The sequence below is a fragment of the Caulobacter sp. ErkDOM-C genome (assembly GCF_048541825.1).
GTDB lineage: Bacteria > Pseudomonadota > Alphaproteobacteria > Caulobacterales > Caulobacteraceae > Caulobacter.
This window is the reverse complement of record NZ_CP183332.1, coordinates 2,529,917-2,541,955: the sequence shown is the minus strand read 5'-3', so window position 1 is coordinate 2,541,955 and position 12,039 is coordinate 2,529,917. Positions and strand designations below refer to the sequence as shown.

Here is a 12,039-nt window from a genome sequence, read left to right as displayed (position 1 = left end):
GTCCCCGAGGGCCGCATGTCCAAGTTCTCCGCCTCCGACGCAGCCTTCGTCGGCTTCCGGCTCGTGCGGGAGCATCCTCGGACCATTGCGGTGTGGGCGGTGCTGATGACGGTGCTGTCTCTGCTGACCAGCTCCCTGACCATCAAGGTCGCCGGTCCGCAGCTGAACGCATTTATGGCGCTTAGCGCCGACAACAACGCCTCTCCCGAGGAGATGCTGGCGGTCATGGGCGGACTGGCGCCGCTGATGGGCGTGTCGCTGATCTACAGCCTGGCGCTCTATTCGGTGATGCTGGCGGCGGTAAACCGCATGGTCCTGCAGCCGGCCGACAGCCGCTCGGCCTATCTGCGCTTTGGCGCGGAAGAACTGCGGCAGGCCGGGACCCTGATCCTGGTGAACCTGATCATTCTGGCGGTCTATGTCACGGCCATCCTGCTGTCGGCCATCCTGGTGGGGATCGGCGTGGCGGCGGGCGGCGGCGCTATCGCGGCGCTGACGGGCCTGATCGGCTTCGTCGGCGTGGCCTGCCTGATGATCTATTTCGTCGTGCGGCTGTCCTTTGCCTCGACCATGACCTTTGACACCGGCCGCATCGCCATCCGGGCTTCGTGGGCCATGACCAAGGGGCATGTCGGCGCGATGCTGGGCGCCTATGTGCTGGCGATCGTGATGGCGGTGATCGTCTATCTGCTGATCATGACCATCGTGGCGGCTGTGGGCGTGATCGCCTCGGGTGGCATCAGCGGCCTGAGCGGCCTGTTCGAACCGGACATGAGCTCGCTGGAGACCTTCTTCACCCCGATCGGCCTAGCGCGAGCGGTCTTTGCGGGCGTGATCTCGGTGTTGACCTCGCTGATCATCTTCTCGCCGGCCCCGGAGATCTATCGGATCCTCAAGGCGGGCGGGGCGGAGCCGGCTTCCGAACAATAGCTTGTCATCCCGGAAGCGCGTAGCGCTATCCGGGACCCAGGGGCCGGCGCACTGCGGTTGCCCCTGGGTCCCGGCTCTCCGCTTCGCTGCGGCCGGGATGACAACAGTTTGAGCGTTAAGCCCGCTTAGTCTTCTTCAGCTCCGCCACCCGCGCCTTGCGACGCACCTCGTGGCGGTCCAGCACGTCCTTCAGATAGCGCCCGGTCCACGACGCCTCGACCTTGGCCACGTCCTGGGGCGAGCCGACGGCGACGATCTCGCCGCCGCCGTCGCCGCCTTCGGGACCGAAGTCCAGCAGCCAGTCGGCGGTCTTCACGACGTCCAGGTTATGCTCGATGACGACCACGGTATTGCCCTGGTCGACCAGCTCATGCAGCACTTCCAGCAGCTTCTTGGTGTCCTCGAAGTGCAGGCCGGTGGTCGGCTCGTCGAGGATGTAAAGCGTGCGGCCGGTGGCGCGCTTGGAGAGCTCCTTGGACAGCTTGACCCGCTGGGCTTCACCCCCAGAGAGCGTCGTCGCCGACTGGCCGACCTTGATATAGGTCAGGCCCACGCGCTTCAGCGTTTCCATCTTGTCGCGGATCGGCGGCACGGCCTTGAAGAAGTCAGCGGACTCCTCGACGGTCATGTCCAGGATGTCGGCGATGGTCTTGCCCTTGAACAGGATGTCGAGGGTTTCGCGGTTGTAGCGCTTGCCCTTGCAGATATCGCAGGTGACGTAGACGTCGGGCAGGAAGTGCATCTCGATCTTGATCAGGCCATCGCCCTGGCAGGCCTCGCAGCGGCCGCCCTTGACGTTGAAGCTGAAGCGGCCGGGGCCATAGCCGCGCGCCTTGCTTTCCGGCAGTTGGGCGAACCAGTCGCGGATCGGGCCGAACGCCCCGGTATAGGTCGCAGGGTTCGAGCGCGGGGTGCGGCCGATGGGCGACTGGTCGATGTCGATGACCTTGTCGAAATTCTCCAGCCCCTCGATGCGTTCGTGCTGGGCCGGGGCCTCCGACGCATTGTTCAGGCGCCGGGCGGCGGCCTTGTAGAGGGTCTCGATCGTGAAGGTCGACTTGCCGCCGCCGGAAACGCCGGTGATGCAGGTGAAGGTGCCGACCGGGATCTCGCCGGTCACGCCCTTGAGGTTGTTGCCGGTGGCGCCGATGACGCGCAGCATCTTCTTCCTGTTGATCGGCCGGCGCTCTTGCGGAACCTCGATCTCGCGGGCGCCGGTCAGGTATTGGCCGGTGATGCTGTTGGGATTGGCCATGATGTCGGCCGGCTTGCCCTCGGCGACGATCTCGCCGCCGTGCACGCCGGCGGCCGGACCCATGTCGATCACATAGTCGGCGGTGAGGATGGCCTCCTCGTCATGTTCCACGACCAGCACCGAATTGCCAAGATCGCGCAGGCCCTGCAGGGATTGGAGCAGGCGGGTATTGTCGCGCTGGTGCAGGCCGATCGACGGCTCGTCCAGCACGTAGAGCACGCCGGTCAGGCCCGAGCCGATCTGGCTGGCCAGACGGATGCGCTGGCTCTCGCCGCCCGACAGGGTGCCCGAGCCGCGTGACAGGTTCAGATAGTCCAGACCCACATCGACCAGGAACCGCAGGCGATCATTGATCTCCTTCAGGATCCGGCGGGCGATCTCCATCTGTTTGTCGCTGAACTGGGCCTCCAGGCCGGCAAACCACTCCTTGGCCGGACGGATGGCGAGCATCGAGACGGCCGCGATATCCATGCCGGCGATCTTGACCGCCAGGGCCTCGGGCTTCAGGCGCTTGCCGTGGCAGACCTCGCAAGGGGTGTCGGACTGGTAACGGCCCAGTTCCTCGCGCACCCAGGCGCTGTCGGTCTCGCGCCAGCGGCGTTCGAGGTTGGGCATCACCCCCTCGAAGGGCTTCTCGACCTCGTATTTGCGGGCGTTGTCGTCATAGATGAACTTGATCTTCGTGCCGCCCGAACCGTGCAGCACCACATCGCGGGCGCTCTGGGCCAGCTTGTGCCAGGGCTCGTCCATCGAGAAGCCGTAGTGGCGGGCCAGGGCCTGCAGGGTCTGGGTGTAGAGCGGCGAGGGGCCCTTGGCCCAGGGCGCGATGGCGCCCTGGTGCAGGGCCTTGTCCTTGTCGGGCACCACCCGGTCGGCGTCGAAGGCCAGCTTGGCGCCCAGGCCGTCACAGGCCGGGCAGGCGCCGGCCGGATTGTTGAACGAGAACAGGCGTGGCTCGATCTCGGCGATGGTGAAGCCGCTGACCGGACAGGCGAAGCGTTCGGAGAACAGCAGCCGCTTGGGCTCTTTCTCGCCCTCGTCGATCGTGGCCCATTCGGCCACGGCCAGACCGTCGGCCAGGCGCAGGGCCTGCTCGATGGAGTCAGCCAGGCGCTGTTCCATGTCGGGCTTGGTGACGATGCGGTCCACGACCACGTCGATGTCGTGCTTGAACTTCTTGTCGAGGGCCGGGGCGTCCTCGATCGGATAATACTCGCCGTCGATCTTCAGCCGCTGGAAGCCGGCCTTCTGCCACTCGGCGATCTCCTTTTTGTACTCGCCCTTGCGGTCGCGAACGACCGGGGCCAGCAGATAGAGACGCGTGCCCTCGGGCAGGACGGTGATCTTGTCGACCATCTGGCTGATGGTCTGGCTCTCGATCGGCAGGCCGGTGGCGGGCGAGTAGGGCGTGCCGACCCGCGCCCACAGCAGGCGCATATAGTCGTGGATCTCGGTGACCGTGCCGACGGTCGAGCGCGGATTGCGCGAGGTGGTCTTCTGCTCGATGGAAATGGCCGGCGACAGGCCCTCGATCAGGTCGACGTCCGGCTTGCTCATCAGTTCCAGGAACTGGCGGGCATAGGCTGACAGGCTCTCGACGTAGCGGCGCTGACCCTCGGCATAGATCGTATCGAACGCCAGCGAGCTCTTGCCCGAGCCCGACAGGCCGGTCAGCACCACCAACTCGCCGCGCGGGATATCGACGCTGACGTTCTTCAGATTGTGCTCACGCGCGCCGCGCACGCGGATGAAGTTCAGTTGTTCAGCCATGTTTTCCGGAACGCGTAGGGCTGCAGGGAGGGTGCAGCGCAGCGGCTATATGTAGGGCTCGATCCGGGAATTAACACAAGAACAAGATGCGAACAAACGTCGCGCTTCGCAAGCTGCGCCGGCTGCTGACAGTAGGTGTCAGCAGGGTGTCACGGCGCGGAGTTTGGTTTCCGGAGCTTAACCGCCTTTGAAAGCGCCATCTTCAGCAGTGTCTGGCTCAATGGCTCCAGAAACGGAGCGCATCATGAGCAAGGCCGCCAAGCCCGCAAAGGCTGACAAACAGGAGAAGGGCAACAAGGCGACCAGCGACGCACATGGCGTCAAGCCGCGCAATCCGGTCGTCGACTTCATGGTGTTCATCGGCGGCGTCGGCTCGCTGATCTATGTGTTCAACACCATCGCGCCGAACTAGGGCGCGTCCCGGCCAGCTTGCTCAAAGTCTGTTGGGCTGAACGAGCGGGCGGTGGTTCGACCCGGTTGCATCCAGTTCTGACGCAGGCAGGCCCAGGAGAATTACGGGGCAGGCCGGTTGTTTTGCTGCGGTGCAGCGCCACATCAGGATTCTCGCTGCTAGAGCTCTCTCTGACCTGATGGCTTCATCAGGCCCGGCTAGCTTTCCACAGGACCGGTAAAATTGCCCTGGAGGTGATGGCCTGGCGACGCGGGACGGGGAACACCATGATCGAGGCCGACCAGCATAGGACCCAAAACCATCCGCTGCGGGTGACCCTCAGCGAGTTGATGCATCTGCGCTCCCTGCCGCTGGAGCGCGCGCCGGTCCGCCTACGCCAATGGCTGATGATGGTGACACCGGCCGAGCGCGAGGCCGAGGCGACCTTCCTGTCCCTACTGCATCCAGACCAGACGCAGGCCGTGGCCGCGGGGCGGCTGCTGGTCCCCACGCCGCACGGCGGCTGGCTGTGGGAGCGCCACCAGGAGTTCTCGACCTGGACCGGGTTCGACCATCAGCCGCTGGCGGACGATCTGGCGTTCGAGCCTGAAAGCTGGCCAGCCTTCCCGTGGCTGGCGGGCGCGCCGGGGGCGGTGTTCCGATGCGTCGAGATCTCGGTCTCGGCGGCCAGCGACCGCGCGCCCGACCTGGCGGCGATCGCCGGGCACATGGACCTGACGCGCTGTGTCAACTGCGACGTCTTCGATGGCGCGGCCCGGATCTGGACAGATTTCCGGGCGGGGCCGGGCGGGGCTGGGCGCATCCATGTTCATAATCGCGGCCTGGCCCATGACGAGGTGTCGCGGCTTGTCCAGACCCTGCTGGAGATCGGCAACTATCGCAAGCTGGCCCTGATCGGCTTCCCGCCGGCCCGCGAACTGCTGGCCTGGCTGGATGGGGCCGAGGCGCGGCTGGCGGCGATCAACGCTGAACTGGCCCTGGCGGGCGATAGCCAGTCTGTGCTGGATCAACTGCTCAGCCTGTCGGCCGAAGTGGAACTGCGCACCGCCAGTACGCACTTTCGGCGGGGCGCGACCGAATCCTATCACCGCTTGACCCAGGACCGGCTGGAAGCGTTGCGCGAGCAACGGATCCCGGGTCACTCGACCACGAGTGAGTTCATCGCCCGGCGGCTGCTGCCGGCCATGCGCACCTGCGAGGCGGCCGACCGGCGGCTGGACGACCTGTCGACGCGGGTCGCCCGCGTCAGCGACCTGCTGCGCGCCAAGCTGGGCATGGCCCTGGATCACCAGAACCAGGCCCTGCTGCACAGCATGAACGAGCGGGTTGCCCTGCAGACCAAGCTGCAAGGCCTCGTCGAGGGCCTGTCGGTATTCGCGCTCAGCTACTATGTCGTGGGCTTGGCGGGCTATCTAATCAAGCCGTTGCTGCACGGGTTGCCGGGCGCGGCCGAGGCGGTTCTGTCGCTGCTGGTGCCTCTGGCGCTGGCGGCGGTGACCATCGGCCTGCACCGCCGCAAGAAGCGGATCGTTGGCGGCTAGGGGCCAAGGCGCTCCGTTTTCAGATTTCGGTGGGGACGATTTGAGGAAAACTATGGGGCGAGGCGATTGCTTTGCTGCGCTGCCGCGCCACTTGTGAGTCCTGCCGCCGCGACGTGGCGACCCCTGATTAGGATGGCCTTCATGCCCACGCTTTTCGACCCGCTGCGCCTCGGCGATCTGGATCTGCCCAACCGCGTGATCATGGCGCCGCTGACCCGCCTGCGCGCCGGCCCGACCCAGATCCCCAATGCGCTGATGGCCGAGTACTACGCCCAGCGCGCCAGCGCCGGCCTGATCATCTCGGAAGGCGTGCCGGTCTCGCCCCAGGGCGTCGGCTATGCCGGCGTGCCCGGCATCTGGTCGCAGGCGCAGGTCGAGGGCTGGAAGCAGGTCACTCGCGCCGTGCATGCCAGGGGCGGCCGCATCTTCATGCAGATCTGGCATGTGGGCCGGATCTCCGACCCGTCGCTGCTGAACGGCGAGGCGCCTGTCGGCCCCACGGCCATCGCCGCCAAGGGTCACGTCAGCCTGCTGCGCCCCGAGCGGCCCTATCCCACGCCTCGCGCCCTGACGACGGAAGAGGTCAAGGGCGTGGTCGAGGACTTCCGCCGCGCTGCCGCCAACGCCAAGGCCGCGGGCTTCGACGGCGTCGAACTGCATGGCGCCAATGGTTATCTGCTCGACCAGTTCCTGCAGGACAGCTCCAACCAGCGCACTGACGAATACGGCGGCCCGATCGAGAACCGCGCCCGTTTGCTGCTCGAAGCCACCGACGCCGCGATCTCGGTGTTTGGCCCGGGCCGCGTAGGCGTCCATCTGGCCCCGCGCGCCGACGCCCACGCCATGGGCGATTCAGACCTGGCCGCGACCTTCGACTATGTGGCCAGGCAACTGGGCCAGCGCGGCATCGCCTTCCTGTGCGCCCGCGAATATCAGGGCGATGACAGTCTGGGCGTGGCGCTGAAGGCGGCGTTCGGCGGCGTCTATATCGCCAACGAGAAGTTCACCGGCGAAACCGCCGATGCGGCGGTGCAGGCCGGCCAGTACGACGCCATCGCCTTCGGCAAGGCCTATATCGCCAATCCCGACCTGGTCGAGCGCCTGCGGATCGGCGCCGAGCTGAACGCCTGGGTTCCTTCGACCTTCTATGGTCCCGACGAGAAGGGCTACACGGACTATCCGGCCTTGGGCGCGGTCGCCGCAGAAGCGGTCGCCAGCTAGGGCTCCGCGCGGTCTATCCGCGCCACAAAGCAGCCGTGACCGGCATTGTGGGCATGGACATAGGCCGCGCCGGGTGTCGCCAGCTGGCGCTCGACGGCCGGTTCAAGACCCTCGCCCATGGCCACCTCGGCGCTGAGCAGCAGACCGTCGCCGCTGAAGGCCCGCAGGGCGATGGGGCGGCCACGCATGGCCGACGGGATGGTGTCGCGGCCGCTCCAGGTCTCGACGGCCGCCTCGCTTACATAGATGGCGTAGGACGAGCGATAGGGCGTGTCGGCCGGCTGGTGCTCGTGGTTCAGCAGCAGCACCGTCTCGCCCGGTTCGGCGTCGCGCAGGCCGATGCGGCAGGGAAAGCCCGGCTTGGCGGTGGCGACGCGGCGGATGATCCCGCGCTCGGCCAGGGCTTCGGTGTCGAGGGTGAACAGGGGGCGGAAGTCTTCGACCGGCAGGCCGGAAATCGTGAAGGACATGGGGCGTCTCCAGAGGGCTGAACCAATGGGGCCGTCATGCGCCGTCCGCCGCCTACGGCTCCACCCGATCCTTGCGGTCAGAAGTGTCCCGTCAGGCCTTCTTGTTCAGCGTGATGGCCGTGCCGCTGGAAACCGGATTGTTCATCCGCGCCCCGGCCCCATAGCCCGAGGCGGGCGCGCGCTGGTTGGCGATCTCTTCGGCCACGGCTTTCACCAGGCCTTCGGTCACGGTGCGAGCGGCGTTGAGGGCGCGCGCCTGGCGCGCCAGGACAGCGTCGAAGGCCTCGGTGGCGCGGATCAGGCGCAGGCGCAGGGCGACGTCGGCGCTTGAGATCAGGGCGATATTGGCCCGCACCCGCGCCGACTCGTGTCGGTAGAGATTGGCCAGCTTGGCGGTTTCCTCGACATACTGGGCCGCGTCCTGCGGACGGCGGGCTTCGAAGGCCGTGGCCTCCTTGGCGATCAGGTCGGTCAGGCGCTCGGTCAGGATGACCAGCTGGTCGACGCGGTCGTTGGGATCGTGTGCGGCGAGGGCCATGACTAGTCCTTCAACCCTTGAAGCTTGAGCATTTCACGCTGGACGGTGCTGGCCAGGCCGACGCCGCCGGCCTTGGAGACTTCCTTGGCCATCGACTCGGTCAGCAGCGACTTGAACATCTCTTCCGCCTGGCCACCGCCAAACGGCTCGGCGGTTTTCACACCCGCAAACATCGACTGCATCATCACCGACAGGAACGAGGCCTCGAACTTCTCGGACGTTTCCTTGATCTGGCCGCGCTTGAGCAATTCGGCGCCCGAGGCGGGCGCAGTGGTCGAGGCCTGCAGGTTTGTGATCGCCGGGGAGGCCAGGGTCAGGGCGCTCATCACATCACCTCGATATCGGCTTGCAGGGCCCCGGCGGCCTTCACCGCCTGCAGGATCGAAATCATGTCGCGCGGGGTCACGCCCAGGGCGTTGAGGCCGCCGACCAGGCTTTTGAGCGAAGCGCCGCTGCTCAGCGTGATCAGCTTCTTGCCCTTTTCTTCTTCGACACTGACGGCCGATTGCGGAACCACGGCGGTCTGGCCCTGGCTGAACGGGGCGGGCTGGCTGACGGCCGGGCTCTCCTGGACCGAGATGGTCAGATTGCCCTGGGCGATGGCCACCTGGCTGATGCGAACATCGTCGCCCATGACGATCACGCCCGCCACTTCGTCGATGATCACCTTGGCCGGGCCGTCGGGCTCGACCTGCAGGTTCTCGATGGCGGTGATGAAGCTGATCATGTCCATGCCGGCCGGCGGGCGCACGGCGACGATGGTCGGGTTCTGGGCCTGGGCGCTGCGGGGGAACTGACCGTTGATGACATCGGCGATGCGGCGCGAGGTGGTGAAGTCGGGATTGCGCAGGGTCATGCGCAGTTCGCCCATATTGACCATCTGGAAGCCGGTTTCCCGCTCGATGATACCGCCGGCGGCGATGCGGCCGGCTGTCGGCACGCCCTTGGAGATCGAGCTGCCCGAAGCCCCGCCGGCCGAAACCGATCCGGTCTGGACGCTGCCTTGCGCCACGGCATAGGTCTGGCCGTCGGCGCCCTGCAGGCTGGTGACCAGCAGGGTGCCGCCCAGCAGGTTCTTGGCGTCGCCCAGGGTGGAGACGCTGACATCCACCTTGGCGCCCGGCGCCGCGAAGGCCGGCAGGTTGGCGGTGACCATCACCGAGGCGACGTTCTTGGTGTTCAGATTGGCGTCGCGCACATTGACGCCCTGACGCTCCAGCATGGCCTCGAGGCTCTGCTTGGTCATCGGGGCGTTGCGCAGGCTGTCGCCTGAACCGTTCAGGCCCACGACGATGCCATAGCCGATCAGCTGGTTGTCGCGCACGCCTTCGAACGAGACGATGTCCTTGATCCGTGACTTGGCGAACGCGGGGGCCCCCACCAGGGCGCAGGCCGTGGCGATGAGGGCGAAAGCGGTGCGCAGACGTAAACGCGACATGGCTATCCTGACGTGGGGAGACGTCCCCATGCCGACCCATGCCAAAAGCGGGCCAATCTCAAAGGCTTGAGTCGTAAGGCTTTGTGCGTTTTGACGCAGGCCAGACGGCGCCCTTGGGCAGAATCTGCCCGGCATTAACCATACTTCAAGCGCCAGACTGGATTATGGAGAGGTGGCGAGAAACGTGACTCGCTTCACGGACTATGGAGCAGCTTACCCATGAAGGTTTCGAGCACGGGGAGCGTAGGCGCGAGCGGCGCATCGCGGGCCAAGGCTTCGGGAAGCGGCGCCAGCTTTTCACTGCCTTCGGTCAACGGCGCCAGCGGCGCGGCCAGCGTGGCCCAGGCGGGCGGCGTGGCCGGGATCGGCTCGCTGGATGCGCTTCTGGCCCTGCAGGCCATGGGCGATCCGCTGGAGCGTCGCAAGCGCGCGGTCAAGCGCGCCGACGGCATTCTCGACATTCTGGGTGAGGTCAAGATCGCCCTGCTCGACGGCGATGTCTCGACCGCCACCTTGGACCGGTTGACCCGCGCCATCCGCGAGCAGCGCGATTCGACGGATGATCCCCGGCTTGAGGGCGTGCTCAACGAGATCGAGACCCGAGCGGCGGTGGAAAAAGCCAAGCTCGAACAGGCGCGGGGCGGCTGATGTTCGGTTGGCGACCACGGACGATATCCCTGGCTGCGCCGTCAGCGAATTCAAGATGTTGCGCGTCGCGGTTTCACGCGGTTCTCGACATTCCCAAGGCCGGCTTTGCCGCCGGCCGCGCGAGTGGAGCGCGCCTGAACGCGCCACTCACGCGAGGTTCATTGAACGCGGCTATTCTTTTGGTATAAGCACCCGGCCTGTCCAAGGCTGAGTTCATCGGGGCGTGAGGCGTTAATGCAAACGGCCACTGTTCTAGTCGATACGAAGACCTATCGCCCTTCCGAGGGTGAAGAATTTATGAATGCGCGTCAGCTTGAGTATTTCAAGGGCAAGCTGAACGAATGGAAGGATGAGATCCTTCGCGAATCTCGCGAAACGGTGGCTCACCTCCAGAAAGAAACCGAAAATCACGCCGATCTGGCCGATCGCGCGTCTTCGGAAACTGATCGGGCGCTTGAACTGCGCACCCGCGACCGCCAACGGAAGCTGATCTCCAAGATCGACCAGGCCCTGCGCCGCGTCGAAGACGGCTCCTACGGCTATTGCGAGGAAACCGGCGAACCGATCGGCCTGGCCCGGCTTGAAGCTCGCCCCACGGCGACGCTGAGCCTGGAAGCCCAGGAACGTCACGAGCGCCGCGAACGCGTGCACCGCGACGACTAGCGAGCCCTTGCGGCCTATGTGTTTTGAAGCGGCCTCGGGTGAAAGCCTGGGGCCGTTTTCGTTTGGGGGGAGCGGGCCGGTGGCTGTCGGTGCTGATGTCGAGGACCGCTTCCGTACCCGAGACAGACATCTGGCTAGGTTGGCGCCAGGCTCGAGACCATCAACGGGACGACGCGATCTCGTTGGGCATGGACCGCAAGCATCCGGCCTGCCGTCCGCTCCATGCCACGCCCCAAGCCGACGTATCCCTAATGCGAAAGCAGCATGGGGACCGGAACATGATGAAGCATGTGTTCGGTCGCTCCGCCCAAGAAAAACTCCCTTGCCCGCGAATGGCCATACGCCCCCATGACGAAAAGCCCGGGACGGTTCGCGGCGACATAGTCCGAGAACACGACCCCTATTCGACGTCCATCCCCGTCTATCTCTTCGGCCACGGCGTTTATGCCGTGGGCTCCGAGATGCCGCATGACGTCCCGGCCCGAGCCCGAGCCGGTGGACGCTTTGTCATTTGTCACGGTGAGCACCGTGATCTCACGCGCTTTCCGAAGGATCGGCATGGCGTCGGCCATGGCGCGCGCCGCCGTGCGGCTCCCATCCCAGGCAAGCACGACGGTATCCGGACTGCTGGGCGGCAGATCCGCGCCTCCCGGGCAGAAGGTTAGAACAGGGCGGCCCGACCCGAAGGCGACGGCCTCAACGACAGCGCGCTGACCGTCCGACTGGGAAGCAACAGGTACGATGCACAGGTCGCGCGTCCTAGACCGCTCAGCAACATAGGCCGCGACAGCGTAGAGGTCAGCTTTTGCGTGGATAGCCTCGCCCAAAACGCCCAATTCGCGAGCCTTTGATGTGAACGTTCCGAGCGCCGCCGCGCAGAACTCGCGGCTCTTTCGCTCCTCTTCCGCCGCCATGTCGCTGAGGCCGATCACATAGTTGGCCAGACGGTTCTTTGGAGGTTTTATGTCCACCTCGACCGCGATAGCTGACAAGACCCCGCCAACCGAGGCGACAAATCGCACGGCTTGATCAATCGCCTCAGTCGAAGTCACTTCGGGGTAAGCGTCAAGATGAAGTAAAATGTCCAGCGGCGGCATGATTTGTCTCCACGAAGCGTGGGTAGACTGTGAACGCTTGGGGTTTTCGGACTTTG

At 65.7% G+C, this 12,039-nt stretch carries 12 protein-coding genes and 1 pseudogene; 6 read left to right on the top strand and 7 right to left on the bottom strand.

Features of this window, described 5'->3' with window-relative positions; translation table 11 throughout:
- Positions 1 to 15: 15 nt before the first annotated feature.
- Positions 16 to 930, top strand: coding sequence for a hypothetical protein (locus ACN2C8_RS12330; protein WP_419252058.1), 915 nt, complete (start codon positions 16 to 18; stop codon positions 928 to 930).
- 28 nt (positions 931 to 958) lie between these two features.
- On the opposite strand, the pseudogene ACN2C8_RS12325 reads toward ACN2C8_RS12330, so the two are convergent.
- Positions 959 to 1,045, bottom strand: a pseudogene (locus ACN2C8_RS12325) (hypothetical protein); the annotation flags it as partial.
- Positions 1,046 to 3,955 carry an excinuclease ABC subunit UvrA gene (gene uvrA, locus ACN2C8_RS12320; RefSeq protein ID WP_419252057.1) on the bottom strand — a complete coding sequence of 970 codons (2,910 nt, stop codon included), beginning with the start codon at positions 3,953 to 3,955 and terminating at the stop codon, positions 1,046 to 1,048.
- 244 nt (positions 3,956 to 4,199) lie between these two features.
- On the opposite strand from uvrA, the gene ACN2C8_RS12315 reads away from it, so the two are divergent.
- The 3 genes from ACN2C8_RS12315 to ACN2C8_RS12305 all read left to right on the top strand — a co-directional run bounded on the left by ACN2C8_RS12315 (position 4,200) and on the right by ACN2C8_RS12305 (position 7,129).
- The gene (locus ACN2C8_RS12315; protein WP_419252056.1) at positions 4,200 to 4,367 is read left to right on the top strand and encodes a hypothetical protein; all 168 of its coding nucleotides are present in this window, start codon (positions 4,200 to 4,202) and stop codon (positions 4,365 to 4,367) included.
- Positions 4,368 to 4,633: 266 nt separating this feature from the next.
- Positions 4,634 to 5,908 carry a DUF3422 domain-containing protein gene (locus ACN2C8_RS12310; RefSeq protein WP_419252055.1) on the top strand — a complete coding sequence of 425 codons (1,275 nt, stop codon included), beginning with the start codon at positions 4,634 to 4,636 and terminating at the stop codon, positions 5,906 to 5,908.
- A gap of 141 nt (positions 5,909 to 6,049) precedes the next feature.
- On the top strand, positions 6,050 to 7,129 hold the full coding sequence (locus tag ACN2C8_RS12305; RefSeq protein WP_419252054.1) for an alkene reductase: 1,080 nt from the start codon (positions 6,050 to 6,052) through the stop codon (positions 7,127 to 7,129).
- Here the strand turns inward: ACN2C8_RS12305 and ACN2C8_RS12300 are convergent.
- From ACN2C8_RS12300 to ACN2C8_RS12285, 4 genes are all read right to left on the bottom strand, one after another.
- A complete protein-coding gene (locus tag ACN2C8_RS12300; RefSeq protein WP_419252053.1) occupies positions 7,126 to 7,599 on the bottom strand; it encodes a DUF1203 domain-containing protein in 474 nt (157 codons plus the stop codon). The two genes, ACN2C8_RS12305 and ACN2C8_RS12300, sit on opposite strands and share 4 nt — an antisense overlap.
- A 91-nt stretch (positions 7,600 to 7,690) precedes the next feature.
- Positions 7,691 to 8,137 carry a flagellar basal body protein gene (locus ACN2C8_RS12295; protein WP_419252052.1) on the bottom strand — a complete coding sequence of 149 codons (447 nt, stop codon included), beginning with the start codon at positions 8,135 to 8,137 and terminating at the stop codon, positions 7,691 to 7,693.
- A gap of 2 nt (positions 8,138 to 8,139) precedes the next feature.
- Complete coding sequence (locus tag ACN2C8_RS12290) at positions 8,140 to 8,463, bottom strand: rod-binding protein (RefSeq protein WP_419252051.1); 324 nt, start codon at positions 8,461 to 8,463, stop codon at positions 8,140 to 8,142.
- Entirely contained in the window at positions 8,463 to 9,575 is a 1,113-nt protein-coding gene (locus ACN2C8_RS12285) for a flagellar basal body P-ring protein FlgI (protein ID WP_419252050.1), read from the bottom strand. Before ACN2C8_RS12285 ends, ACN2C8_RS12290 begins: the two co-directional genes overlap by 1 nt.
- A gap of 219 nt (positions 9,576 to 9,794) precedes the next feature.
- On the opposite strand from ACN2C8_RS12285, the gene ACN2C8_RS12280 reads away from it, so the two are divergent.
- Entirely contained in the window at positions 9,795 to 10,223 is a 429-nt protein-coding gene (locus ACN2C8_RS12280) for a flagellar assembly protein FliX (RefSeq protein WP_419252049.1), read from the top strand.
- Positions 10,224 to 10,457: 234 nt separating this feature from the next.
- Entirely contained in the window at positions 10,458 to 10,886 is a 429-nt protein-coding gene (dksA, locus tag ACN2C8_RS12275; protein ID WP_419252048.1) for an RNA polymerase-binding protein DksA, read from the top strand.
- 248 nt (positions 10,887 to 11,134) lie between these two features.
- Here the strand turns inward: dksA and ACN2C8_RS12270 are convergent, their stop codons facing one another.
- Positions 11,135 to 11,983 carry a universal stress protein gene (locus ACN2C8_RS12270; RefSeq protein ID WP_419252047.1) on the bottom strand — a complete coding sequence of 283 codons (849 nt, stop codon included), beginning with the start codon at positions 11,981 to 11,983 and terminating at the stop codon, positions 11,135 to 11,137.
- Positions 11,984 to 12,039: the final 56 nt, after the last annotated feature.